Origin of the sequence: Sutterella sp. KLE1602 (genome assembly GCF_001578585.1) — a bacterium.
In the GTDB taxonomy this organism is placed as follows: Bacteria; Pseudomonadota; Gammaproteobacteria; order Burkholderiales; family Burkholderiaceae_F; genus Sutterella; species Sutterella wadsworthensis_A.
The window spans coordinates 1-24,030 of record NZ_KQ968518.1; the positions used below are offsets into that span (position 1 = coordinate 1).

21 protein-coding genes and 1 tRNA gene are annotated in these 24,030 nt (G+C 61.4%); 10 read left to right on the plus strand and 12 right to left on the minus strand.

Features of this window, described 5'->3' with window-relative positions:
* Positions 1–175: 175 nt before the first annotated feature.
* From HMPREF3036_RS03795 to HMPREF3036_RS03810, 4 genes are all read right to left on the minus strand, one after another.
* A complete protein-coding gene (locus tag HMPREF3036_RS03795; protein ID WP_062331719.1) occupies positions 176–3,016 on the minus strand; it encodes a valine--tRNA ligase in 2,841 nt (946 codons plus the stop codon).
* 161 nt (positions 3,017–3,177) lie between these two features.
* Positions 3,178–3,579, minus strand: coding sequence for a hypothetical protein (locus HMPREF3036_RS03800; protein WP_062331720.1), 402 nt, complete (start codon positions 3,577–3,579; stop codon positions 3,178–3,180).
* A gap of 29 nt (positions 3,580–3,608) precedes the next feature.
* Positions 3,609–4,037 (minus strand): DNA polymerase III subunit chi, encoded by a 429-nt coding sequence (locus HMPREF3036_RS03805; RefSeq protein ID WP_231853565.1) that lies wholly within the window; start codon positions 4,035–4,037, stop codon positions 3,609–3,611.
* 42 nt (positions 4,038–4,079) lie between these two features.
* Complete coding sequence (locus tag HMPREF3036_RS03810) at positions 4,080–5,585, minus strand: leucyl aminopeptidase (protein ID WP_062331725.1); 1,506 nt, start codon at positions 5,583–5,585, stop codon at positions 4,080–4,082.
* Positions 5,586–5,714: 129 nt separating this feature from the next.
* Here HMPREF3036_RS03810 and HMPREF3036_RS03815 point away from each other — a divergent pair, with 129 nt between their 5' ends.
* The 3 genes from HMPREF3036_RS03815 to greB all read left to right on the plus strand — a co-directional run bounded on the left by HMPREF3036_RS03815 (position 5,715) and on the right by greB (position 6,977).
* Positions 5,715–6,113 carry a VOC family protein gene (locus HMPREF3036_RS03815; RefSeq protein ID WP_062331729.1) on the plus strand — a complete coding sequence of 133 codons (399 nt, stop codon included), beginning with the start codon at positions 5,715–5,717 and terminating at the stop codon, positions 6,111–6,113.
* 98 nt (positions 6,114–6,211) lie between these two features.
* A tRNA-Ala gene (locus tag HMPREF3036_RS03820) sits at positions 6,212–6,287 on the plus strand.
* Between the two features lie 132 nt (positions 6,288–6,419).
* The gene (gene greB / locus HMPREF3036_RS03825) at positions 6,420–6,977 is read left to right on the plus strand and encodes a transcription elongation factor GreB (protein WP_062331731.1); all 558 of its coding nucleotides are present in this window, start codon (positions 6,420–6,422) and stop codon (positions 6,975–6,977) included.
* Between the two features lie 74 nt (positions 6,978–7,051).
* On the opposite strand, the gene HMPREF3036_RS03830 is transcribed toward greB, so the two are convergent.
* The 4 genes from HMPREF3036_RS03830 to HMPREF3036_RS03845 all read right to left on the minus strand — a co-directional run bounded on the left by HMPREF3036_RS03830 (position 7,052) and on the right by HMPREF3036_RS03845 (position 11,553).
* Entirely contained in the window at positions 7,052–9,412 is a 2,361-nt protein-coding gene (locus HMPREF3036_RS03830) for a RelA/SpoT family protein (protein ID WP_005436209.1), read from the minus strand.
* 172 nt (positions 9,413–9,584) lie between these two features.
* Positions 9,585–9,785, minus strand: a complete 201-nt coding sequence (rpoZ, locus tag HMPREF3036_RS03835; protein ID WP_005436211.1) for a DNA-directed RNA polymerase subunit omega — start codon at positions 9,783–9,785, stop codon at positions 9,585–9,587.
* 53 nt (positions 9,786–9,838) lie between these two features.
* Positions 9,839–10,486: a guanylate kinase gene (gmk, locus tag HMPREF3036_RS03840; protein WP_005436213.1), complete on the minus strand. Its 648-nt coding sequence runs from the start codon at positions 10,484–10,486 to the stop codon at positions 9,839–9,841.
* 167 nt (positions 10,487–10,653) lie between these two features.
* Positions 10,654–11,553, minus strand: a complete 900-nt coding sequence (locus HMPREF3036_RS03845; protein ID WP_062331734.1) for a YicC/YloC family endoribonuclease — start codon at positions 11,551–11,553, stop codon at positions 10,654–10,656.
* A gap of 183 nt (positions 11,554–11,736) precedes the next feature.
* Between HMPREF3036_RS03845 and rph the strand changes: the two genes are divergently transcribed.
* From rph to HMPREF3036_RS03880, 7 genes are all read left to right on the plus strand, one after another.
* The gene (gene rph / locus HMPREF3036_RS03850) at positions 11,737–12,471 is read left to right on the plus strand and encodes a ribonuclease PH (RefSeq protein ID WP_062331736.1); all 735 of its coding nucleotides are present in this window, start codon (positions 11,737–11,739) and stop codon (positions 12,469–12,471) included.
* Positions 12,472–12,493: 22 nt separating this feature from the next.
* Positions 12,494–13,093 carry an RdgB/HAM1 family non-canonical purine NTP pyrophosphatase gene (gene rdgB, locus HMPREF3036_RS03855; protein WP_062331739.1) on the plus strand — a complete coding sequence of 200 codons (600 nt, stop codon included), beginning with the start codon at positions 12,494–12,496 and terminating at the stop codon, positions 13,091–13,093.
* Entirely contained in the window at positions 13,093–14,265 is a 1,173-nt protein-coding gene (hemW, locus tag HMPREF3036_RS03860) for a radical SAM family heme chaperone HemW (protein ID WP_062331742.1), read from the plus strand. The genes rdgB and hemW overlap by 1 nt, the downstream gene beginning before the upstream one ends.
* Positions 14,266–14,580: 315 nt before the next feature.
* The gene (gene glnA / locus HMPREF3036_RS03865) at positions 14,581–15,993 is read left to right on the plus strand and encodes a type I glutamate--ammonia ligase (protein WP_062331745.1); all 1,413 of its coding nucleotides are present in this window, start codon (positions 14,581–14,583) and stop codon (positions 15,991–15,993) included.
* Between the two features lie 90 nt (positions 15,994–16,083).
* Complete coding sequence (gene glnL, locus HMPREF3036_RS03870) at positions 16,084–17,193, plus strand: nitrogen regulation protein NR(II) (protein WP_062331748.1); 1,110 nt, start codon at positions 16,084–16,086, stop codon at positions 17,191–17,193.
* Positions 17,194–17,241: 48 nt separating this feature from the next.
* Entirely contained in the window at positions 17,242–18,720 is a 1,479-nt protein-coding gene (gene ntrC, locus HMPREF3036_RS03875; RefSeq protein WP_062331751.1) for a nitrogen regulation protein NR(I), read from the plus strand.
* Between the two features lie 263 nt (positions 18,721–18,983).
* A complete protein-coding gene (locus tag HMPREF3036_RS03880) occupies positions 18,984–19,397 on the plus strand; it encodes a hypothetical protein (RefSeq protein WP_147645311.1) in 414 nt (137 codons plus the stop codon).
* Positions 19,398–19,405: 8 nt separating this feature from the next.
* Here HMPREF3036_RS03880 and xth read toward each other — a convergent pair whose 3' ends face one another.
* From xth to HMPREF3036_RS03900, 4 genes are all read right to left on the minus strand, one after another.
* Positions 19,406–20,212, minus strand: a complete 807-nt coding sequence (xth, locus tag HMPREF3036_RS03885) for an exodeoxyribonuclease III (protein WP_082897341.1) — start codon at positions 20,210–20,212, stop codon at positions 19,406–19,408.
* A 79-nt stretch (positions 20,213–20,291) separates the two neighbouring features.
* Positions 20,292–22,328: a M3 family metallopeptidase gene (locus tag HMPREF3036_RS03890; RefSeq protein WP_062331755.1), complete on the minus strand. Its 2,037-nt coding sequence runs from the start codon at positions 22,326–22,328 to the stop codon at positions 20,292–20,294.
* A gap of 20 nt (positions 22,329–22,348) precedes the next feature.
* Positions 22,349–23,203 (minus strand): bifunctional methylenetetrahydrofolate dehydrogenase/methenyltetrahydrofolate cyclohydrolase FolD, encoded by an 855-nt coding sequence (gene folD / locus HMPREF3036_RS03895; RefSeq protein WP_005436241.1) that lies wholly within the window; start codon positions 23,201–23,203, stop codon positions 22,349–22,351.
* Positions 23,204–23,370: 167 nt separating this feature from the next.
* Positions 23,371–24,015, minus strand: coding sequence for a response regulator transcription factor (locus tag HMPREF3036_RS03900; RefSeq protein ID WP_062331759.1), 645 nt, complete (start codon positions 24,013–24,015; stop codon positions 23,371–23,373).
* Positions 24,016–24,030 lie beyond the last annotated feature (15 nt).

Consider the following 24,030-nt stretch of genomic DNA (forward strand, 5'->3'; position numbering starts at 1 on the left):
TTGAAAGACCTACTCCCAACAGGGTTTCGTGGGGGCTTTCGACGACTTTTAGGTTTTTATGGAGCAGGTATCCCGTAGTTCAGGCATGGTGGAGGAGGACTTCAAATGAAAAAAGGATCTTTCTGTGATGGTGTTGCAGAAAGATCCTTTAATTATCGCAAAATTTTCCAGTTACTCAGGATTGCGGCAGGCGTTCAAGCTGTTCGCGAACCTTGACAAGCAGAGCGGTGAAGTCGGCAAGACGCTTCTTTTCCGTTTCGACCACCTGAGCTGGGGCGCGGGCAACAAAGCGTTCGTTGCCAAGTTTGGCTTCGCACTTGGCGACTTCGCCTTCGAGGCGGGTGACTTCCTTCGTGAGACGGTCGCGTTCGGCGGCGAGGTCGATTTCAACCTTGAGCATCAGCTTGAAGTCGCCGACGATGGCCACGGGAGCGATCGAGCCTTCGTTCGCACCGTTCATGTCCTCAACGTGCTCGACGGCCTCAAGGCGGGCGAGGGAATGAATGTACGGGGAGGCTTCGAGGCACTGCGTTTCGGGACCTGCGATGACGAGTGGGATGCGCTTGGCGGGCGGAAGCTGCATTTCGCTGCGCAAGTTGCGCACGGCATCGATCATGGCCTTGACCGCGTTCATGCGGGCTTCGGCTTCAGCATCAAGGCGGACTTCGTCAAAGGCGGGGTAGGCCTGCACCATGACGGAGGTTTCCTCATCTTCGGCGCGGGTGCCTGCGATGACGGAGACCTTCTGCCAGAGTTCCTCCGTGATGAACGGAATGATCGGATGAGCGAGGCGCAGAACCGTTTCGAGCACCGTCACGAGCGTGTGACGCGTGGCGCGGCAGGTCGCTTCGTCGCCCTTGAGCTGGACTTTGGTGAGCTCAAGGTACCAGTCGCAGTACTCGTTCCAGACGAAGGAGTAGATGGCGTTGGCGGCAACGTCGAGACGATAGTCGGCATAGGCCTGACGAACGTCACGGACGGTCTTTTCGAGCTCGCTCAGGATCCAGCGGTCGACGAAGGAGAACGTCATCGGTTCATTCGCAGTGGCGCCGATGCCACAGTCCTGACCTTCGACGTTCATCAGCACGAAGCGGGTGGCGTTCCAGAGCTTCGTGCAGAAGTTGCGGTAGCCTTCGGCGCGCTTGAGGTCGAAGTTGACGTTGCGGCCGAGCGTAGCATAGGCGGCCATCGTGAAGCGGAGGGCGTCCGCGCCGTGGGCGGCGATGCCTTCCGGATAGCTCTTGCGAAGCTTCTTTTCAACCTGCGGGGCCTTTTCGGGCTGGCGCAGGCCCATCGTGTTCTTCTTCACGAGGTCTTCAAGACCGATGCCCTGAATGATGTCGAGCGGGTCGAGCGTGTTGCCTTCGGACTTGGACATCTTCTTGCCTTCGGCATCGCGCACGAGACCGTGGATGTACACGTTGTGGAACGGCACGCGGCCCGTGAAGTGCTTGGTCATCATGACCATGCGAGCGACCCAGAAGAAGATGATGTCGTAGCCGGTGACGAGCACGGTACTCGGCAGGTAGAGGTCGTAGGCCGTGCGGTCGTCGCCCTGCGGCTCGGGCCAGCCGAGCGTGGAGAAGGGGACGAGGGCGGAGGAGAACCAAGTGTCGAGCACGTCGGCGTCGCGTGTGAGCTTCACGCCTTCGCCTGCCTGCTTCTGAGCCTCTTCCTCGCTACGGGCGACATAGACGTTGCCGGCTTCGTCGTACCAGGCGGGAATCTGATGGCCCCAGAGAAGCTGGCGGGAAATGCACCAGTCCTGAATGTTCTCGAGCCACTGGCGGTAGACGCCGCGCCATTCCTTCGGGAAGATGTTGACTTCACCGGATTCGACGGCTTCCAGGCCGACTTCGCCGATGGACTTGCCCGGATAGAGGGTGCCTTCGGGAGCGGGCTTGCTCATGGCCATGTACCACTGGTCGGAGAGCATCGGCTCGACGATCTCGCCCGTGCGGGTGACGCGAGGAACCATGTGGCGGTGTTCCTTGATGCCGACGAGAAGGCCTGCGGCCTTGAGGTCCTCGACCACGGCCTTGCGGCACTCGTAGCGGTCCATGCCGCGGTACTTTTCGGGCACGTTGTCGTTCATGCGGGCGGTCTTCGTCAGCACGTTGAGCATCGCGAGGTTGTGACGGCGGCCGACTTCAAAGTCGTTGAAGTCGTGGGCGGGCGTGATCTTCACGCAGCCCGAGCCGAATTCGCGGTCCACGTAGCTGTCGGCGATGACGGGGATCGTGCGGCCGGTGAGCGGCAGGACGAGTTCCTTGCCGACCAGCGCAGTGTAGCGCTCGTCCTCGGGATTGACGGCGACGGCCTGGTCGCCGAAAAGCGTTTCGGGACGGGTCGTGGCAACGACGACTCCTTCCGTACCGTCGGCGGCAGGATAGCGGATCTCCCACATGTGGCCGTTTTCTTCGGCGCTTTCGACTTCAAGGTCGGAGACGGCGGACTGAAGCTTCGGGTCCCAGTTGACGAGGCGGTTGCCGCGGTAGATGAGGCCTTCCTCATAAAGACGAACGAAGGTTTCAATCACGACCTTGGAGAGCTTTTCGTCCATCGTGAAGTAGGTGCGGTCCCAATCGACGCTGTCGCCGATGCGGCGCATCTGGTTGAGAATCGTGCCGCCCGAGAACTTCTGCCATTCCCAGACTTTTTCAATGAACTGTTCGCGCGTCAGGGACTTGTAGTCAATGCCCTGCTTTTCAAGCTTGCGCTCGACGACGATCTGCGTGGCGATGCCGGCATGGTCCGTGCCCGGAATCCAGACGGTGTTGTAGCCGGCCATGCGGTGATAGCGCGTAAGCGTATCCATGACCGTCTGATTGAAGGCATGTCCCATGTGCAGAATGCCCGTGATGTTGGGCGGCGGAAGCTGAATGGAAAAGCTCGGCTTCTTCGGGTCGAGACCGGCCTTGAAGTAGCCGCGTTCCTCCCAGATCGGGTACCAACGCGCTTCGATGGCGGCCGGATCAAAGCTCTTGGCGAGCTCCTGAGTGTTCGTATCAGTCATTGTTAGCCAGTAAAAGGACGATGAGGAGTCTGCAGGAGGCGAGCTTCGGCCTGAGCCGAGACGCTTGGGCAGACAGTATGAAAATTCTGTTATTGTCGCACGAATTGCGGGGTGAAAAGAAAGCCCGCCGAAGTTTTTCAGGCGGGCCGTGGTGCGCCGGATCAGCGGCGGGCGATCTTGTCGAGGTCAAGTCGCTCGAGTTCTTGGGAAACGGCCTCGGCGACCAGTCCGTTCACGGAGCGCTCGACATCCCCTCTGACGCGTGCGAGTGCGTTCTGAAGCGCCAGATCGAGCGTTTCGCGCAGGGCATGCTTCACGGCGGCTTCAATGGCAGGAGCGAGCTGTGCGGCGAGGGCCGCTCGCTCATCCGGCGTGAGCCGGGCGGAAGATGTGGCGGTCTCGGCGGTGAGCACTTCTGGCGCAGGCGGTTCGTCCGCCCTGATCTGAGGCTGCGTGGAAGCGGCCGCTTCGTCGGCCAGCGTCCTGACGTCGCGCCAGGTGAGCTTCACGCGGTCCGTGAGGTCGACGGCACGGGAGTCGATGACGGGTTCCTTGCGTTCCATGGGCATGGGTCTCCAATGAAAAAGTCGTCTCAGCTTCGGCGGTCGTATGCTGCAAGCTCGACGCCTGCGGCCTTGTACGCGCGGAAGCGGCTGCGGGAGGCCTGAAGTTCCTCGGGTTTCGTGCTTACCACGTCGATGATGCGGCTGAAGCGGTCGAGGCGCTCCTGCCACTCGGGAGGAAGCTGATCGTCCAGAAGCAGAAGCACGTCGCCCTCAAGTTCCTCAAGACGGCTGGAAAGCCTGATGGGCGTCTCGCCTGCGAGAGGACTGCCTGCGCGCACGTGAGGCAGGAATGCCAGATCGTCAAAGCGCCAGAGGAGCGAGTCAAGCTCGCGGAGCCTGCGCTCGTCCGCCGTCCAGACGGCAAGCGTGAGCCCGCGCCGGTAAACGGTGCGGGCGACGAGACAGGCGTAGCGGAGCCGGTCGGGGACGTTGTAGTGAAAGTCGATCTTCTGCATGTCTGTCATTATGGCCGATGAGAAGCTCCCGAGGTGCGATGATCAGCGCATCTTCTTGAGAAGGAAGCGCATGAGCATCGGCACGGGGCGCCCCGTCGAATGCCTGTCTCGGCCCGACGTGTTGGCCGTCGCCGCGATGTCGAGATGCGCCCAGCGGACGTCCTCCGCAAAGACGGAGAGAAAGGCCGCAGCACTGGAGGCGCCGCCGTCGCGCACCGTCGCCTGATTGGCGATGTCGGCGGCGGGCGTCTTCATCAGCTTGGCATACTCGGCTCCGACGGGCAGGCGCCAGACGTCGTCGAGCGAGTCGCGGCCTGCCTTGATGAGGTCGTACGCGAGCGCATCGTCGGATGTGAAGAGGCCGCTGTAGGGGGCGCCGAGCGCAACGCAGCAGGCTCCCGTCAGGGTGGCCGCATCGATGATGAGCTCGGGCTTCTGACGCACGGTCCACGTCAGGGCGTCTGCGAGAATCATGCGGCCCTCGCAGTCGGTGTTGAGAATCTCGATCGTCTTGCCCGAGAGGGAGGTGACGACGTCGCCCGGTTTGGCGGCGCTGCCCGAAGGAAGGTTCTCGCAGGCCGCCACGACGCCGAGAAGGTTGACGGGCAACTTGGCACGGGCGGCGGCCATCACGGTGCCGATCACGACGGCCGCCCCCGACATGTCATAGGTCATGTCGGCCATGTTGGCTGCAGGCTTGAGCGAAAGGCCACCCGCGTCGAACGTGATGCCCTTGCCGACGAGCGCGACGGGCGGAAGGACGGCGTTGGTGCCGCGGTAGCGGATGGCAATGAAGCGGGGCGGAACGGTGCTTCCCTTGGCGACGGAAAGGAAAGCTCCCATGCCGAGCTCCTCGATCTGATGATCGTCAAGAACCTCGACTTCGACGGTCGTCATGCCTGCGGCAGCGTTTTGAACGGCTTCGGCCAGATATGCGGGCGTGCAGACGTTGCCCGGCAGATCCGCAAGACCACGGGAGATCGACATGGCCTCTGCCGTCACACCCCCTTCGTCCAACCCCTGAAGAAGCTTGTCGGTGACCAAATCATCGATCCAGAAGATGCGCTTGGTGCGGATGCCGTCATCGTGTTCCGTCTTGAGCGTGCAACGGGGCGTGAGCGCATTGAGGACGGCAGTGGAGAAAAGACGTGCGGAAGATTTGCCGCTCGTCTTCGGGGGAAGCCATTCCTGAACGGTGTAGGCCTGAGATTCCGCCCACGCGAACGCGCGGGCGGCCTTGGCTGCGCATTCGGCAAACACTTTGCGGGAGAAGTCCTTTTCCTCGCCAAGACCGAGAACGGCAAAGCCGTTGGGGAAGGCTTCCGTTTCGCCGAGGAAGAGCGTGCTGCCAGCCTTGGCGTCGAAGGCGCCGCATTCGATCATGCGTGTGAGAGTGCCTCCGCGTGCTTCATCAAATTCAGCGGCGGAAGGCGTCAGACGAGGCTTGCCGCCGTTCAGAAAGACGCCGGCGATGAAGAGGGAGCTCGAGGCTTCATCGGGCGAGGCCGTCGTGATGGCGGTGGAAAGAAATCGAAGAGCGGGAGTCATGCGTGTTTCCTGAAGACTGCGGGATGGCCGTAAGGCCGACAATATTCCATTCTAACTATCCCTAGGGTCAATGGCATTTCAATCCGCCATGTCCGATAATGAAGAAATTCAGCTTTTAGGAGTCTTCTCATGGATGCACAGCCGAAACTCAGACTTTCCCGTCCGACCAACCATCTTGAAGCCATTCTGTCGTTCTACGTCGACGGGCTCGGCTTTGAAGTTCTCGACCGCTTTGACAATCAGCAGGGATGGGACGGCGTGATTCTCGGTCACCGAGACTGGCCCTACCAGTTCGAATTCACGGCCCGTCGCGACGAGTCCGTGGTGCCGCCTGCACCGACGCCCGAGCACTTCCTGGTCTTCTGCATTCCCGAGGGCGAATATTGGCAGAAGCGTCTCAAGGCGCTCTTTGAGGCGGGCTTCCAGCAGGTGACGCCTCCCCAGCTCTATGCCGACGAAGGCACAGCCACTTACGAGGACCCTGACGGCTATCGAGTGGTACTCCGTTGCGGCCGATGGAAAAAATAAGGGTACCGTATTCGCGGTATACCAAGCCGGACGGAAACGGTGCATAATGCAATGCCTGTGCATCGCACGTCGAAGCATAGGTATCCAAAAGGTTCCAAGGGGGGGTAGCTCAGCTGGGAGAGCGCTGCGTTCGCAATGCAGAGGTCGGGAGTTCGATCCTCCTCCTCTCCACCAAAGACCTTTCAAGAAGTCCCGTACGGTTTTGCCGTAGCGGGATTTTTTTTCGCGCATGGATTGCACTCCGCCTTTTCGAGCCTGCGTAGTGACGCTGGGAATTCGGGAGCGGAGCTTTTTCGGAGAGATGACATGGCTGATGAAAACGATGACGACGAGGTCAGGCTTCCCGGACTGCCGCCCAACACGAAGAACTACATGACGCCCGCCTGCTACAGGAGACTTCTCGACGAGCGTGAGCATCTGGTCAATGTCGAGCGTCCCGAGGTCGTCAATGTCGTGTCCTGGGCGGCGAGCAACGGCGACAGAAGTGAAAACGGTGACTATCTGTACGGCAAGCGCCGTCTGCGTGAAATCGACAGGCGCATTCGCTTCCTCAACAAGCGCATCGAGTCGGCCGAGGTCGTGGATCCCGACTCCCGTCCCCCTACGGACAAGATTTTCTTCGGGGCGACAGTGCTCTACTGCGATCAGAAGGGCGAGGAGCACAAGATCCGAATCGTCGGTATCGATGAGGCCGATGCCAATCACGGTGACGTGAGCTGGATCAGTCCGATCGCCCGCGTTTTCCTCAAGGCTCGCGAGGGCGACGAAGTGAAGTTGCCGACGCCGGCAACCGTGACGCACCCTGCAGGCGTGGAGACGCTGGAGATTCTTGAGGTGACGTATACGAGCAGGCAGCCTCGCTGAGGCGTGTTGGTGATGAACCAGAAGGCCGGAGCAGCAATGCTCTGGCCTTCTGGTTCATGGGGAGGCGCGGGAGGTCAGCGTCGTGCCTGACGGCGGCGGTCCGATGGAATGCCCGCCTCGAAGACGCGCTTGACCTGCTCGACGTTGGCGTTCTGGCGGATCGTGCGCATCACGTGCATCAGATGACCGCGGTCGCGGACCTGAATGGTGATGCGGATGAACTTCTGAGCGTCCTCGTCGTCGATCATCATGCCGACGATGCTGGAGTTGGCTTCAGCGACGCTCGTCGCAACCTGAGCGATCGAAGCGTGAGGATCTTCGACGCGGATTTCGAGCGGTACGGCGAAGTTGGCGTTGCGCTGATCGGGCGCCCACTGGACGTCTACCCAGCGTGACGGTTCGGCCTTGCGGCCGCGCTCGACGTGCGGGCAGTCCGCGCGGTGGATGACGAGGCCGTGACCGGCGCGGCTGAAGCCCACGATCTTGTCGCCGGGGATCGGGTGACAGCACTTCGAGAGCTCGACGGCGACGCCTTCATTGCCACGGATGACGATCTCAGGCAGTGCAGTGGTGGCGAAGGCCTCTTTTTCCGTGTCGTGCATCAGGCGAACGAGGCGGTGAATGACGGTGGCGGGCAGGTCCTTGCCGAGGCCGATGGAGGCATAAAGGGCCTCCCTGCTTTCGACGCTCAGTTCGTTCTGGACCTTCTGCCAGACGGTGTCGGGAATGGCGTCGAGAGACAGGTGGTTGCCCTGAGCCAGACGTTCGAGTACGTCGCGGCCGAGGCTTGCGGCCTCGTCAAAGCGGCAGTTGCGCAAATACTGGCGAATTTCGGCTCGGGCGCGACCGGAGTGGATGAAGTCAAGCCATTCGGGGCTCGGGCTGGCGTCGGGAGACGTGATGATCTCCACCATGTCGCCGTTGTGAAGCTGAGCGGAGAGCGGACGGTCCTCGCCGTTGATGCGACAGCCGTTCGTGTGGTTGCCCACGTCCGTGTGGATCTGGTACGCGAAGTCGACGGGGGTGCTGCCTCTGGGCAGGGAGATGATCTGGCCCTTCGGCGTGAAGGCGTAGAGTCTGTTGGGGAAGAGGTCGACCTTGATGTTCTCGATGAACTCGCTGCTGTCCTGACTTGTGCGCTGAATTTCCATCAGGCTCTGGAGCCAGGCGGCGGTGCGGGACTGGATGTCGCTCGAGTCAAAGTCGTTCTTGAACATCCACTGCGTGAGGATGCCGTTTTCGGCGACCTGATGCATCTGCTCGGTGCGGATCTGGAATTCGACGGGAGTACCGTAGGGGCCGATCACGGTCGTGTGCAGGCTCTGGTAACCGTTGAGCTTCGGAATGGCGATGAAGTCCTTGAAGCGGCGGTGGATGGGCTTGTAGAGTCGGTGCAGGGCGCCGAGCGCAAGGTAGCAGTCGTCGACCGAGCGCACGATGACGCGGAAGCCGTAGATGTCGAGGGCGTCCGAGAACGATTGGTGGTTCTCGCGCATCTTGTTGTAGATGCCGTAGATCGTCTTGTCGCGCCCGATGATGCGTGCGCGGATGCCCTGCTTGGGCAGGAAGGCCTTGGTTTCGTTGAGAATGCGTTCGAGAACGGCGCGGCGGTTGTTGCGCATTAAAAGCACGTTCTCGTAGAGCACCTTGTAGCGAAGCGGATATCGGTTTGCGAAGCTCAGCTCCTGCAGCTCGCGGAAGACGTTGTTCATGCCGAGCTGGTGGGCGATCGGCACGTAGATGTCGAGCGTCTCGTTGGCGATGCGGGCGCACTTTTCGGGGCGCATGACGCCGAGCGTGCGCATGTTGTGCACGCGGTCGGCGAGCTTGACGATGACGACGCGAAGGTCGCGGGACATCGCGAGGAGCATCTTGCGGAAGCTTTCGGCCTGTGCCGCGGCAGCGGAGGAGAAGCGGAGCTTGTCGAGCTTGCTCACGCCGTCGACGAGTTCGGCGACCTCGATGCCGAATTTTTCCGCCATCTCCTGCTTGCTCGTGCCCGTGTCCTCAAGGACGTCGTGCATGAGGCCCGCCTGAATGGTCGGGGCGTCCATGCGCCAGGAAGCGAGAATGGAGGCGACGGCGATCGGGTGGGTGATGTAGGGTTCGCCGGACTTTCGGAACTGTCCGAGATGGGCGGCGTCGGCGTAGCGGTAGGCCTCGCGGATCTTTTCGACGTCAGGCGTGGCGAGGTACTGTCGGCAGAGCTCGACGAGCGCGGAGGCGGTGGCGGTGGCCGCAGGCGCCTTGGGCGTGAAGAGCGGCAGGTCGGCCTCAGGCATGGCGGCAGGCGCCACGGCGGTCACGGGAGCCTTGACGGCAGACTTGACGGAGGCTGCTTTGCGCGTTGAAGGAATGGGCTGAGGGGCCTGCGTTTTGCCGTCCTCGCTCGTAGCGTAGAGGTCGTCAGGATATTGAATTTGCTCGGCTGTCATAACGGCAGGGATTCCGTATTGATGAGGAGGGCTTCAGTCGCTGCGGGAGTTTCTTTCGCCTCCCGTCGCTTCGCACTATCGACCGCCCTGAATGCAAAAAGGCCAGGCGTTTCGCCCGCTTTCGCGGCAAAACGTGCCTGACCTGATGAAAGCTTGGTGCGTAACTGACAGTTTACGGCACGCGCTTCAACATTTCGAGTCCGACCTCGCCCTTGGCAATCTCGCGCAGGGCAACGACGGCGGGCTTGTCCTTGGCTTCAACCTTCGGGGCGTAGCCCTGCGTCAGATGACGGGCGCGGTAGGCAGCCACGAGAACCATCTGGAAGCGGTTCGGGATCTTCTTCAGGCAGTCTTCAACAGTAATACGGGCCATTTTGTTTGCTGGATAGATGGGAAAAACGAAAAATCGGCGGTTTGACGTGAGGGTCAGAGCGGAATGCCGAGCGAGGCGAACTGTTCGCGGTGGCGGACGGCCTGCTGACCGAAGGCGAGGCGGCTTGCAACAACCACGGCCTGCATCTGGGAAAGCGCCGTTTCAAAATCTTCATTGATTATAACGTACTCGAATTCGGGCGCATGCGACATTTCGGCACCAGCGCCGAGCAGACGGCGCGTGATCGTCTGTTCGGAATCCGTGCCGCGGTGGTGAAGGCGCCATTCGAGAGCCTCGATGGAGGGCGGCAGGATGAAGATGCCGACCGTGCCGTCGAAGCGTTCACGGACCTGACGGGCGCCCTGCCAGTCGATCTCGAGAAGAACGTCGTTGCCCTGGGCCATCTGGCCTTCGATCCAGATGCGGCTCGTGCCGTAGTAGTTGCCGTGGACAAGGGCGGACTCGAGGAATTCGCCGCGGTCGCGCATGGCGAGGAACTCGTGTTCGCTCACGAAGTGGTATTCGCGGCCGTTGACTTCGCCCGGACGGGGCTGGCGGGTCGTGTGCGAGATGGAGAGCTTGAGCGTCGGCTCAAGCTTGAGAAGTGCGTTGACGAGCGACGACTTGCCGGCGCCGGAGGGCGCCGTCACGAGAAACAGCCTGCCTGCGTGCAGCGGACGGGCAGCGGATTCACTGGACATTCGTGTTCTCCATCAATGGCTGACGGCGCGTGTGATGCGGCGCGCGCCGTCGGAGACCCGCCCGAAGGCAGGTCGGAAAAAATGAAAGGTCAATATTTTAAGGGAGACGGCGCCCTCTGTGGCGCCGTCTCCCCGTGATTTTTTTAAGCTGTCTCGCAACTGAACGGTTATTCGAGGTTCTGGATCTGCTCGCGCATCTGCTCGATGACGACCTTCAGCGTCAGAGAGGCGTTCGTCATTTCAATGGCGGCGGCCTTGGAGCCGAGGGTGTTGGCCTCGCGGTTCATTTCCTGCACGACGAAGTCAAGTCGGCGGCCGACGGCGCCGCCCTTATTCAGAATGCGTCGGACTTCGGTCACGTGCGTGTAGAGTCGGTTGATTTCCTCCTCGACGTCCATGCGCATGGCGTAGAGCGTCACTTCCTGACGGATGCGGTCGCTCACTTCCTCGCGGGTGAGCGTGCTCGTTTCGGTAAGTGCTGTGCAGAGGGCGTTTTCAAGGCGTTCCTTGAGCTTGCCCTCGATGTGGGCGAGGATTTCGGGCATGCGGCCCTTGACTTCGGTTACGACTTCTTCAATCTGCTGGCAGTTGTTGAGGAGCACGCTGGCGAGCGCCTCGCCTTCGCGGGCTCGGGAGGCGGTGAAGGCGTCGAGCGCGTTGTTGAGCACGGCAAGCACGGCGCTTGAGACGGCGTCCTGATCGATGCGGTCGTTCACCATGACGCCGGGCATCGCGAGAAGATCCGAAACGGAGAGTTCACGGGCGTTGGGTACGACATCGCGAACAGTTTGCTGCAGTTCGACAATGCGGTTCAGGACGGCGGTGTTGATGCGGGCGGGGGCGGCGTTTTCATCCGGAGTGATGTAGCCGCGGATTTCCACCTTGCCGCGGGCGATGCGCTTCTGGATGGTTTCACGGATCAGAGAATCGGCAAAGCGAAGGTCCTCGTTGAGTCGGAGCGTCAGGTCAAGGAATCGGGAGTTGACGGAACGGCACTCGAGGGTCACGGTTCCGAGCGGCGTAGCGCCCGACGCGACGGCATAGCCGGTCATGCTGGCAACAGTCATGGGAAGAACTCCAGGTGAATGAGCAGTAAATCACAGTGCACCGCAGGCCATGAGTCAGGCTGCGGCAGGCGCCGTCATTGTAACTCCTTTTGCCTGAAGTTCCTTTTGTCGGGAGTTGGTTTGAGAAGCGTTCGTTGAGGTAGCATAAGGGACAGTTGTTTTCGGAATTCGGAGTGCTTTGACATGACTCAAGTTCAAGATTCTGCCCGTTGCGACGGGCGTCGTCCCGACGAGCTTCGCCCGCTTGGTTTCAGCCGTGGGTTTACGAAATATGCGGAAGGCAGCGTGCTTGTTTCGGCAGGTGACACCCGCGTGCTTTGCACGGCGACCGTGACGCCGGGCGTGCCCCGCTTCCTGACGGGCAAGGGTGAGGGCTGGGTGACGGCCGAGTACGGTCTGCTTCCGAGGTCCACGGGCACGCGTTGCGATCGCGAGGCCGTCAAGGGCAAGCAGTCAGGCCGCACGCAGGAAATCCAGCGTCTGATCGGACGAAGCCTTCGCGCTGCGGTCGACCGAAGGAAGCTCGGTGAATTTACGATCCAGATCGACTGCGACGTTCTGCAGGCCGACGGCGGCACGCGTTGCGCCTCGATTTCAGGCGCTTGGGTTGCGTTGAGGGATGCCGTCAACGGCATGCTTGAAAAGGGGCAGATCACGGAGGACCCGATCCTCACTCAGGTGAGCGCCGTGTCGGCGGGCATTGTTGACGGTCGTCCCGTCCTCGATCTCAACTATGTTGAGGACAGCGGCAGCGACACCGACATGAACGTCGTGATGACGGGCGAGGGGCGCTTCGTCGAAATTCAGGGGACGGCGGAAGGCGCGGTCTTCAGTCGTGCAGAGCTTGACGAACTGCTGCGTCTTGCCGAAAAGGGCAATCTGGAAATCATGGCGCTGCAGCGTGCTGCGTTTGAGTAAGGTTGAGTAAGGGGAGATGGGGATGGAAAAGTCTCTGGTGCTTGCTTCCAACAACAAGGGAAAACTTCGTGAGTTTCAGGCGATGTTCGCCGAGCTCGGCGTCGATGTGATCAATCAGGGCGCGCTTGGTGTCGAAGCCTGTCCGGAGCCCTTCGGCACCTTCATTGAGAATTGTCTCGCCAAGGCTCGTCATGCGTCGAAGATGACGGGACGCCCCGCCATGGCGGACGATTCGGGCGTTTGCGTCAATGCCTTGAACGGCATGCCCGGCGTTTTGTCGGCCCGCTTTGCGGGAGAGCCGAGCAATGATGAGGCCAACAACCGTCTTCTGGTCGAGAGACTGCAGGGCAAGGACGACAGGAGGGCGCACTACACCTGCGTGCTGACGGCCGTGCGCACGCCCGACGATCCCGAGCCGCTCGTGGCCGTCGGCCGCTGGTACGGCGAAATCTGCGACGAGCCTGCGGGTGAGGGCGGCTTCGGCTACGATCCTCACTTTTTTGTACCTGAGTACGGTCGAACGGCCGCAGAGCTCACCGCAGAGGAAAAGAACCGCGTGAGCCATCGCGGCAAGGCCCTTGTGCAGATGCACAAGCTGCTTCGCGAGGCCTGGGGCTGGTGATGAGCGCTCAATCTTCGTGGACGGCTGAAGCGGTTGCGAATATTCCGCTGTCGCTTTATCTGCACTGGCCCTGGTGCGTGCGCAAGTGTCCCTACTGTGACTTCAACTCCCATGCCGCGCCTGCCGATTTGGCAGAAAGGGAATATGTCGACATCGTATTGAAGGATCTGGAGGGCTGGCTTTCCGTCGCAGGCGGCCGTCGAATCGAAACGGTCTTCATTGGCGGCGGCACGCCGAGCTTGATGAGTGGTGATGCCGTGGCCAGACTCCTTGAAGGGGCCGACGGACTGTTCGGGTTCACATCCGACTGTGAGATTACGCTAGAGGCCAACCCCGGCACAGTGGACGAGGGCCGCTTCAGGGCTTTCCGCGATGCAGGCGTCAACCGAGTTTCCGTTGGCGTGCAGAGCTTCATGAACGAAAAGCTTCGGAAGCTCGGAAGGATTCACGTATCGGAAGAGGCCCTGCGCGCGGCCGCGCATGCGGGTGAGGTGTTCGGAAACTTCAACCTTGATCTGATGTTCGCGCTGCCTGGTGAAACACTCGAGGAGGTGGCGAGGGAGGTGGAGACGGCGGTTGCTACCGGTGCCACACACCTTTCGTTCTACCAGCTCACGATTGAACCCGGTACCGCGTTCGCCAAGCGCGTCCCGGAGGGCCTTCCTGACGATGACCTCTGTGCGGACATGTCTGATCTGGTGATTCGCTCGCTCGAAGAAGCGGGCTTCGAGCACTACGAGGTGTCGGGCTATGCCGGACCCGGGTGCCGTTGCCGCCACAACCTCAATTACTGGACCTTTGGCGACTATCTCGCTGCGGGAGCGGGCGCGCATGGAAAGGTTACGACACAGGACGGAGTTGTTCGCGAGGTGCGGCACGCATCCCCCCGCAAGTACATGGCTTCGGTTTCTGAAACGGGAAGCGGCATTGCCGAACGCAGGGCCGTCGAGTCTGGGGACCTTCCCTTCGAATTCATGCTCAACGCCCTGAGGCTCACGGAAGGCGTGCCTGCGGAACTTTTTGAGGCTCGCACTGGGCTTTCGCTCAAGGTCGTTGAGCCGATACTTTCCGATTTGCGTGTGCAGGGACTGCTGGCGGCGGATGAGTTGGTGATTCGTCCGACAGCCAGAGGGCGGGCCTTTCTTTCGGATCTGCAGGAAGCCTTTCTCTGACGGATGGCGCAACCCGCACGCACTCGAAGAAGGCGCTCCTGAGGTGTTGAAATGCACTGATTTGGTGCGATAATAAAGCGTTCGCAACCAAGTCGGTGCGTTCAGCGCAGTGCAGGGGTGAAGCCTTCTGGGCGCAGGTATCGGCACAGGCGTCAGAATCGGGAAAACGCGCGTGAGAGTGCAGTCTTCGGGTTTTGGCACGCCTTTTGCTTATATTGGAGTACGACCGTCGGGGGGCGCCCCCGTCGGCAGACAATTCCTCACAGGTCAGGCGCATGGATCGCCTTACCGGCTAATCTCTAGGAGAAAAATCAAATGACGTCCGCTTCTGATGTTCTGCAGATGATCAAGGACAACGATGTCAAGTTCGTGGACCTTCGCCTCACGGACACGCTCGGCAAGGAAATGCACGTGACGGTTCCCGCCGACTGCATTGACGAGGACGTGTTCGAGCTTGGACAGCCCTTTGACGGCTCGTCCTTTATCGGCTGGCGCGGTATTGAAGCCTCCGACATGCTTCTGATGCCGGATCCCGACAGCGCCCGCATGGACCCGTTCCGCGAGGTCAACACCCTCATTCTCCAGTGCAACGTGCACGAACCCAAGACCGGCAAGGACTATGACCGTGATCCGCGTTCCCTCGGCCTGCGCGCCGAAGCCTATCTGAAGTCGACGGGCATTGGTGACACGGCCTACTTCGGTCCCGAACCCGAGTTCTTCATCTTCGACAGCGTCCGCTGGGAACACTGCATGGGCAAGAGCTTCTTCGAAATCGACAGCGAAGAAGGCCCCTGGGCGACCGGTCTCAAGACGGAAGGCGGCAACCTCGGCTACCACAACCGCGTCAAGGGCGGCTACTTCCCCGTCTCTCCCGTCGATTCCTTTGCCGACATGCGCTCTGAAATGTGCACGCTGCTTGAACAGCAGGGCGTTGGCGTTGAAATCCATCACCATGAAGTGGGCGGCGCAGGCCAGTGCGAAATCGGCACCCGCTTCAATACGCTCGTCAAGCGCGCCGACTGGACGCAGATTCTCAAGTACACGGTTCACAACGTCGCCGCCGCCTACGGCAAGACGGCTACGTTCATGCCCAAGCCCATCGAGGGCGACAACGGTTCCGGCATGCACGTCCATCAGTCCATCTGGAAGGACGGCCAGAACCTCTTTGCGGGCAACGGTTACGCCGGTCTCTCCGAGCTTGCGCTCTACTACATCGGCGGCGTCATCAAGCACGCCCGCGCCCTCAATGCCATCACGAACCCGTCGATCAATTCGTATCGTCGTCTCGTGCCCGGCTTTGAAGCACCCGTGAAGCTCGCCTACTCGTCCTGCAACCGTTCGGCTTCCATCCGCATTCCGCACGTCAACAGCCCGAAGGCCCGCCGCGTTGAGGTTCGCTTCCCGGATCCGACGGCCAATCCCTACCTCGCCTTCTCCGCGCTGTTGATGGCAGGTCTCGACGGCATCCAGAACAAGATCCATCCGGGCGAAGCGGCCGACAAGAACCTCTACGATCTGCCGCCTGAGGAAAACGCCAAGATTCCGACCGTCTGTTCTTCGCTTGATCAGGCGCTCGAAAATCTTGACCGTGACCGCGAGTTCCTGACCCGCGGCGGCGTCTTCTCCAACGACTTCATCGATGCCTACATCGCCGTGAAGATGGAGGAGGTCAACCGTTGGCGCCTCGCCGTGACGCCGATCGAATTCGACATGTACTACAGCCTCTGACCTCAGCCGTCGGAGTGACGCAGACCTGACAGGCGGGTGGCGGCTCGATTTTCAAGCCGTCGCCCGCCTTTTTGTTTGGGAGAACCGTCCATGGTTGAGTCCAAAAGCGCAGCAGGGGCGGACGCCCCGTTTGCCATTCTCGACATGATGTCCGCCACGGTGCTGCTGACCGATACTTTGGGAAGGGTGCTCTGGGGCAACAGTGCGTCCGAAGTGCTGCTGGGATGTTCGAGGCGAACGTTTGTCGGTACGGACTTTCGCGACCGTCTCGCGGAGTGTGACGAGTGGTATGCGCATCTGGCGTCGGGGGCGGCCGTGGAGTCCGCCCGCGTGTTTGGGCGTCTGCTCAGGGCGCATCCCGGCGCTCAGCCTGACGACGTCCGCGTTCAGGCCGTGCTGACGCGCCTGCCCGAAGGCTGGCCCGCCTGCAGGGACGCCGGTGTTCTGATTGAAATCGTTGATGTCGAGGAAACGCTTCATCAGGACAGGGAGTGGATGAACTGCGAGCTGATGGACGCCAACAGGCAGCTTCTTCGAAATCTTGCGCACGAAATCAAGAATCCTCTGGGCGGCATCCGCGGTGCGGCGCAGCTCCTTGAGTCCGACCTCGTTCGTGAGGAGGATCGGGAATGCACGAGCGTCATCATTGGAGAGGCCGATCGTCTGCAGGCTTTGGTAGACCGCTTCCTTGCGCCCTATCGCCAGAAGGCGCAGTGCGAGGAGGTCAACGTTCATGAGGTGCTGGAGCACGTAAGAAGCCTGGTTGCGATGGAGTTCCCCGATGGACTCTCCTTTGTGCGCGACTATGACATTTCGGCGCCGAATGTGAGAGGCGACCGGGCCAGACTCACGCAGGTGTTTCTCAACATCGTCCGCAACGCGGCGGAAGTCATGGACGGGGAGCGTGCGGAGGGGCGGGCGGCCATTGTACTGAGGACCCGCATCGTGCGGGACGTGATGGCGGGAACGGAGCGTGTCCGAATGGCGCTTGCCGTCGACATCATTGACAACGGCCCCGGCGTTCCCGTCGACATGCAGGAGAAGATCTTCTACCCGCTGGTGACGGGGAGGGCCGAGGGATCGGGGCTGGGACTCAGTCTGGCCCAGACCTTCGTGAGGCAGGCGGGTGGTACGATCACGCTCGAGAGCGTTCCCGGGCGGACCGTCTTCCGAGTGCTGCTGCCGTTTTCGCAGTCTTGACGGTTCCTGATCTGAGAAAGAATTCAAGTAGTGAGCGAGAGAAGTCCTATGGGTGACAAGGAACAGAATGTACAGAGCGCCCCTGTCTGGGTTGTTGATGACGATCATGCCATCCGGTGGGTGCTTTCACGGGCGCTTTCCAAGGCGGGCATCGAATGCAGGCTTTTCGAGGAGGCGGAGTCCGTACTGAAGGCGCTTGAAGACTCTGCGCCCATGGTGCTCGTGAGCGACATCCGCATGCCGGGAGTGTCGGGGGTGGATCTGCTGGCTCGTGTCAAGGCCAGAATGCCTAACCTCCCCGTCATCATCATGACGGCCTATTCGGATCTTGAGAGCGCCGTCTCGGCCTTTCAGGGCGGGGCCTTCGAGTATCTGGCAAAGCCCTTCGACATCACGAAGGCGGTCGAGCTCATCGAGCGCGCCATGAAGGAGGCTCAGAACATGACGCCAGCCGTAGAAGCGGAGGCGGAGCAGCCTGCATCGGAAGAGTCTGAGTCGCAGTCCGTTCCCGACCTCATCGGTCAGGCGCCTGCGATGCAGGAGGTCTTTCGGGCGATCGGGCGTCTTTCCCACAGCCTTGTGACGGTGCTTTTGACAGGTGAGTCCGGGGCGGGCAAGGAGGTCGTGGCCAGGGCCATCTGGCGCCACAGCCAGAGGGCGGCGAAGCCCTACATCGCCATCAATATGGCGGCCATCCCGCGTGATCTGTTGGAGAGCGAGCTTTTCGGCCATGAAAAGGGAGCATTCACGGGGGCTACCGCACAGCGCCTTGGTCGTTTTGAGCAGGCGAGGGGCGGCACGCTCTTTCTCGATGAAATCGGCGACATGCCGATGGAACTGCAGACCAGGCTTCTGCGCGTTCTGAGCAACGGCTTCTTCTATCGCGTGGGTGGTCATCAGCCGATCAAGGCGGATGTCCGCATCATCGCCGCCACCAATCAGAATCTGGAACAACGTGTAAAGGACGGCCTTTTTCGAGAGGATCTCTACCATCGTCTGAACGTGATTCGGCTGCGTCTGCCGCCCCTGCGTGAACGTCTGGAAGACATTGCGCCTCTGGCCGAACACTTCCTGCGCACTGAGGCGCGGGCGCTTGGCGTGGAGGCGAAGCGCCTGACGCCGGAGGCACTTGCGCGTCTGGAGGCGTTTCGCTTTCCCGGCAATGTTCGACAGCTTGAGAATCTCTGCCGATGGCTTCTCGTGATGGCGCCCGCCGTCGAGGTACGTGTCGAGGACCTTCCCGAGGAAATCAGGGAAGCGTCCGAGAATGCACCTGCAAGGACGGCCGGGGCTTCTTCGGAAGCGGCCTATGGCGATTGGACGGCTCTTCTGGAGGAACTCGTGTCGGCGAAGCTTGCGGCAGGGGAGAGCGGCATATGGGCCGAACTCTTCCCCGACTTCGAGAGAACGGTCATCCGAACGGCGCTCAACGTGCTGAACGGTCGCAGGATCGAAGCCGCACAGCGTCTGGGGCTTGGTCGCAACACCATCACCCGAAAGATTCAGGAACTGGGAATCGAGGAGTGAGGCTGGTGTGCGCGTGTTGCGATGAACGGTCTGCACGCGTGTCGGTATGATGCGCAGGACGGCCGGCATGCACGAAAGCAGGGGAGGGCCGGGTTGGTCAACTGTCGAGGAGGATCATGAACGATTGGAGGAAGGTGCTTCGCTGCCGAATGTCAGGAACAAGGGCAGGGCGCGCCTGGATGGTGTGGGCAATATGGGGCATGCTCGGCACTGCATTCACGATGGAGGGGACGACAGGAACCGAGGGGCTTGGAGGGCTGGGCATGGCTGCTCTGCTGACTGCTCCCTTCTGGCTGGCGTTTGTGCTCTGGCCTCTCTTCTGGATATGGCGACGTGTTCGAGACCGTCAGCTTTGGACGGAGAAGGTGGAGCTGTTGGTGCATGATCCCGAAAGTTCCGAGCCCTTCGGGCTTGAGGTGCTCTTCGGCAGAGACGGCGTGCGCGTGGCGGTGGATGAGGTGAATGGCGTTGAAGGACTTTCGGATGCCCTGACGGGAATTCCGACAAGGAAGCCTGACGAAGCGGCGGGGATTCCCTTTGAAACGTACGATGCCGCGGACCTCGCCGCCTGGGGTGTGGCATGGCTGGAGGTGCATCCTGACGGCGAGGGAGCGCTGGCCGAATTCGCACGCTGGACCGACACTCTGCGGCATGCCGACAATGCGGCACGCCGCTGAGCGGCTGATCAAAGCTCGAGCGTCACAGTTGCGGGAGCATGGTCGGAGGGTTGCAGGTTGCCACGCGGCCCCGTATCGATGTCTGCGGCTTTGACGCGCTCCTTCAGGGCTTCGGAGACCAGAAGATGGTCGATGCGAAGTCCGTGGTTGTTTTCAAAGCCTTTCATGCGGTAATCCCACCATGAATAGCGGGCGGATTCCTGAGAGACGAGCCTGAAGCTGTCGGAAAGCCCCAGCTTCAACAGTTCCCTGAATGCGGCGCGCTCGGGAGCGCTCACGAGAATGTCGTCCTTGCGCTCGGCAGGGTTCCATACGTCGGCGTCTTCAGGGGCGATGTTGAAGTCGCCGCCAAGGACGAGGTCGGGGCATTGCGTCAGCGTGTCCTTGAGATGCCTCGTCAAGGCGGCGATCCAGTCGAGCTTGTAGAGGTACTTCCAGCTTCCGGGCGTCATGCCGTTCGGGAAGTAGCCGCCGATGAACCTGATCGCTTTCTCCTCGAGTCGCGTTACAAGTGTGGCGGCCACGAAGCGCTTGTGGTCGTCGGGAAAGTCGGGAAGTCCGAGAAGCACATCCTCGGGAGGCAGGAAAACATCGCGTTTCGAAAGGAGCGCAACTCCGTTGTAGGTTTTCTGGCCTGTGAAGACGACGTCATAGCCCGCCTCTCTGATGGATTCGGCGGGGAATAGGTCGTCGGTGAGCTTCGTCTCCTGCAGGACGACCGCGTCGACGCCTGAGGTCTTCAGCCAGTCGAGCAACTGGGGAAGGCGGACCTTCAGGGAGTTGACGTTCCAGCTGGCTAGCGTGATGTTGGACAAGGGGCACCTTTTCTGGATGAAGATGGGAAAAAACGGCGGCCCCTCCGCCGTTTGGAAGAAGGGGCCGTTTCGGCGTCGGTCAGTTGACGGTCATGCCGCTGTGGCGCAGCAGGGCGTCGATTTCCGGACGGCGGCCACGGAAGGCGATGAAGTTTTCCATCGCATCGCGGCTGGAGCCGCGTCCGAGGATTTCCCTTCGGAAGCGTGCGCCGGTCTCGGGATTGAGCACGCCCGTCTCCTCAAAGGCGGAGAACGCGTCGGCGGAGAGGACTTCGGCCCACTTGTAGCTGTAGTAGCCTGCGGCATAGCCGCCGGCAAAGATGTGGGAGAAGCTCTGCGGGAAGCGGTTGTAGTCGGGCGGGAAGCTCACGGCAACCTCTCGGCGCACGTCTTGCAGAAGGTCCTGAACGTCATCCGTGTCGGGATTGAAGCTCGTGTGCAGGAGCATGTCGAAGAGTGCAAACTCGACCTGTCGCACGCATGCTATGCCGGACTGGAAGTTCTTGGCGGCGAGCATCTTTTCAAAAAGTGACTCGGGAATGGACTCGCCCGTCTCGACATGCTTCGCAAGTCCCTTGACAACGTCCCACTCCCAGGCAAAGTTCTCCATGAACTGGCTCGGAAGTTCGACGGCGTCCCATTCAACGCCGCTGATGCCCGAGACGGCGACCTCTGTCTGATCCGTGAGGAGATGGTGGAGGCAGTGGCCGAATTCGTGGAAGAGCGTCGTCACGTCGTCATGCGTGAGCGTGGCGGGGCGGCCGTTGACGCCCTGGGCAAAGTTGCAGACGAGATAGGCGACCGGCGTCTGCAGGACGCCGTCCATGACGCAGCGCGTGCGGTCGGCGTCCATCCAGGCGCCGGAGCGCTTGCCTTCTCGCGCATAGAGGTCGGCGTAGAAGGATGCGATGACCTCGTCGTCGCGACAGACTTCAAAGTACTTGACGTCGGAGTGCCAGACGCTGGCCGTGGCGGGACGGATGCGGATGCCGTAGAGCGTTTCCGCAAGCTTGAAGAGTCCTGAGAAGACCGTCGGTTCGGTGAGGTACTGCTTTACCTCCTGATCGGAGTAGCTGTAGCGGGCCTGACGCAGCTTTTCGGAAGCATAGGCCTGATCCCACGGCTGCATGTCGGCGATGTCGAGCTCATCAGCAGCAAAGGCACGAAGGGCCGCCATGTCCTTTTCGGCAAAGGGCTTGGCGCGGGAGGCGAGATCACGAAGAAAGGCGATGACTTCGGCAGGGGTATCGGCCATCTTGGTGGCAAGCGACGACTCCGCATAGTCGGCAAAGCCCAGAAGAGCCGCCTCTTCACGGCGAAGCCTGAGGATTTCACTGATGAGCGGGGTGTTGTCGTACTTGCCGCCGTCGAATTCGGAGGCTCGGGTCGAGAAGGCTCGGTAGAGGGTCTCGCGAAGCGAGCGGTCATCCGCGTACTGCATGACGGGCAGGTAGGACGGGAAGTGAAGCGTAATGCGCCAGCCTTCCTTTCCTGCGGACTTCGCGTTGGCGGCGAAGAGCGCCCTGGCATCCTCGGGAATGCCGGCAAGGCGCGTCTCGTCCGTGACGACAAGCTCCCAGGCATTGGTGGCGTCGAGCAGGTTTTCGCTGAACTTCTGGCTCAGCATGGAGAGCCTTTCGCCGACGACTTTGACGCGTGCGCGCTCGGCTTCGGGCAGCTCGGCGCCCGAGAGGCGGAAGTCGCGGAGTTCACGCTCGATGATGCGGCGTCGGACGGGCGGGAGAGAGGCGAAGCCGTCGGAGGCCTTCATTGCCTTGTACTTGGCGAAGAGCGCCTCGTTCTGAGACAGATCGATGAAGAGCTGCGTGACGGCGGGAAGCGCGGCATTGTAGGCGTCTCGCAACGCAGGCGTGTCGACGACGCTCTGCAGGTGGCCGACGACGCCCCAGCCGCGCGTGAAGGCGAGTGTCGCCTTTTCGAGCGGTTCGGCGACGGCCTCCCACGTGGCGGGCGTTTCGGGTGCCGTGACGCGTGCGAGCGTCTCCTCAAGATTCTTCGATAGCGTCTCGACGGCGGGGGCCACGTGCTCGGGACGGACGGAGGCGTAGTCGATCAGGCCCGACGCATTGAGCAGGGGATTGACGGATTCGGTCATGGCGGTGCGTCTCCCTGTCATCAGAGACCGAGGCGGCGTTCGACCGCCTCGACGGTGTTGGTCATCAGCATGGCGATCGTCATGGGGCCCACGCCGCCCGGGACGGGAGTGATGGCGGATGCGACTTCGCGGACGTTTTCGTAGTCGACGTCGCCGCAGAGCTTGCCGTTTTCATCCCTGTTCATGCCGACGTCGATCACGACGGCGCCGGGCTTCACCATGTCAGCCTTGACCATCTTGGCGCGGCCGACGGCGGCGACGAGAATGTCGGCGCGGCGGGTGTGCTCGGCCAGATCTGTCGTGCGGCTGTGCACGATCGTGACGGAGGCGTTCTTTTCGAGAAGCATCAGCGCCTGGGGCTTGCCCACGATGTTGGAGCGGCCGATCACGACGGCATGCTTGCCGGCGGGATCGCACCCCGCTTCTTCAAGAAGCTTCATGACGCCGTAGGGCGTACACGGACGAAAACCAGTGCGACCCGTGAGGAGAGAGCCGGCGGAGACGACATGGAAGCCGTCGACGTCCTTTTCGGGAGAGATGGCGGCGATGACGAGTTCGGAGGAGAGGTGCTTCGGAAGCGGAAGCTGCACGAGGATGCCGTCCACGGCGTCGTCATGGTTCAGTCTGTCGATGACGGCGAGGAGTTCGGCTTCGGTCGTTTCGGCGGGCATGCGGATTTCATCAGAGCGGATGCCCGTGCGCTCGCAGGCGCGGACCTTGTTGCGGACGTAGACCTGGCTGGCGGGATCCTCGCCCACGAGGACGACGGCGAGTCCGGGACGGTGCCCGTGTTCGGTGCATGCCTCGACGCGGGTCTTGAGTTCGTCCTGGATGCGTGCGGCAAGTGCCTTGCCGTCAATGATCTTGGCTGTCATTAAGAAACCTCCGGTCCACAGCTGACAATGTTCTGTCGAATTCAAAAAACAAAAGGGCCTCCCGCGCCGTTGAGGCGGAGAGGCCTTGATGGCGGGAAGGCCGCCCGCGGGAGCCGTTTCCGGCTGATCCTCGGGCGCACATCCCACAGTGTATCGGCAATTGATGCTCAGTGGAGCAGCTTCGTGCCCATGACGACGCGCATGAGGTCGGCGACCGTGCCCGAGTTGGTCTTGTCCATGATGGAGGCTCGGTGGGCTTCGACGGTCTTGATGGAGATGCCGAGGTCGTCGGCGATCTGCTTGTTGAGACGGCCGTGGATGATGCGCTCGAGAACCTGCTGCTCGCGCGGCGTGAGCTTGGCGAGCAGGGCTTCATTGAGACTGCGGCGTTCCTTCTCCATGTGGCGTTCACGGGCTTCGCGGAGCATGCGCTCGACGAGCTGCTTGAGGGCGGCCTGCTCGAAGGGTTTTTCGATGAAGTCGACGGCGCCGCGCTTGAGGGCGTTCACGGCCATGGACACGTCTCCGTGGCCCGTGATGAAGATGATGGGCAGCTCGGCCTTGCGGGCCAGAAGGTGTTCCTGCACTTCAAGACCACTCATGCCCGGCATGCGCACGTCAAGCACGAGAACCGCAATGGCCTTCGGGTCGTACTTGGCGATGAAGCTCTCGCCGCTGTCGTAGAGCTCGACGCGGTAGTCGCTCGCCTCGAGGAGCCACTTCAGGGAGTCGCGGACGGCGTCGTCATCGTCGACGACATAGACCGTGCCCAGTGTTTCAGGGGCTTCGGAACCGTAGTCATAGGGAAACATGAAAGAAATCTCTCC

Coding starts and splice junctions, on each gene's coding strand:
- HMPREF3036_RS03795 (WP_062331719.1), bottom strand. CDS start 3,016: ATGACTGATACGAACACTCAGGAGCTCGCCAAGAGCTTTGATCCGGCC.
- HMPREF3036_RS03800 (WP_062331720.1), bottom strand. CDS start 3,579: ATGGAACGCAAGGAACCCGTCATCGACTCCCGTGCCGTCGACCTCACG.
- HMPREF3036_RS03805 (WP_231853565.1), bottom strand. CDS start 4,037: ATGCAGAAGATCGACTTTCACTACAACGTCCCCGACCGGCTCCGCTAC.
- HMPREF3036_RS03810 (WP_062331725.1), bottom strand. CDS start 5,585: ATGACTCCCGCTCTTCGATTTCTTTCCACCGCCATCACGACGGCCTCG.
- HMPREF3036_RS03815 (WP_062331729.1), top strand. CDS start 5,715: ATGGATGCACAGCCGAAACTCAGACTTTCCCGTCCGACCAACCATCTT.
- greB (WP_062331731.1), top strand. CDS start 6,420: ATGGCTGATGAAAACGATGACGACGAGGTCAGGCTTCCCGGACTGCCG.
- HMPREF3036_RS03830 (WP_005436209.1), bottom strand. CDS start 9,412: ATGACAGCCGAGCAAATTCAATATCCTGACGACCTCTACGCTACGAGC.
- rpoZ (WP_005436211.1), bottom strand. CDS start 9,785: ATGGCCCGTATTACTGTTGAAGACTGCCTGAAGAAGATCCCGAACCGC.
- gmk (WP_005436213.1), bottom strand. CDS start 10,486: ATGTCCAGTGAATCCGCTGCCCGTCCGCTGCACGCAGGCAGGCTGTTT.
- HMPREF3036_RS03845 (WP_062331734.1), bottom strand. CDS start 11,553: ATGACTGTTGCCAGCATGACCGGCTATGCCGTCGCGTCGGGCGCTACG.
- rph (WP_062331736.1), top strand. CDS start 11,737: ATGACTCAAGTTCAAGATTCTGCCCGTTGCGACGGGCGTCGTCCCGAC.
- rdgB (WP_062331739.1), top strand. CDS start 12,494: ATGGAAAAGTCTCTGGTGCTTGCTTCCAACAACAAGGGAAAACTTCGT.
- hemW (WP_062331742.1), top strand. CDS start 13,093: ATGAGCGCTCAATCTTCGTGGACGGCTGAAGCGGTTGCGAATATTCCG.
- glnA (WP_062331745.1), top strand. CDS start 14,581: ATGACGTCCGCTTCTGATGTTCTGCAGATGATCAAGGACAACGATGTC.
- glnL (WP_062331748.1), top strand. CDS start 16,084: ATGGTTGAGTCCAAAAGCGCAGCAGGGGCGGACGCCCCGTTTGCCATT.
- ntrC (WP_062331751.1), top strand. CDS start 17,242: ATGGGTGACAAGGAACAGAATGTACAGAGCGCCCCTGTCTGGGTTGTT.
- HMPREF3036_RS03880 (WP_147645311.1), top strand. CDS start 18,984: ATGGCTGCTCTGCTGACTGCTCCCTTCTGGCTGGCGTTTGTGCTCTGG.
- HMPREF3036_RS03890 (WP_062331755.1), bottom strand. CDS start 22,328: ATGACCGAATCCGTCAATCCCCTGCTCAATGCGTCGGGCCTGATCGAC.
- folD (WP_005436241.1), bottom strand. CDS start 23,203: ATGACAGCCAAGATCATTGACGGCAAGGCACTTGCCGCACGCATCCAG.
- HMPREF3036_RS03900 (WP_062331759.1), bottom strand. CDS start 24,015: ATGTTTCCCTATGACTACGGTTCCGAAGCCCCTGAAACACTGGGCACG.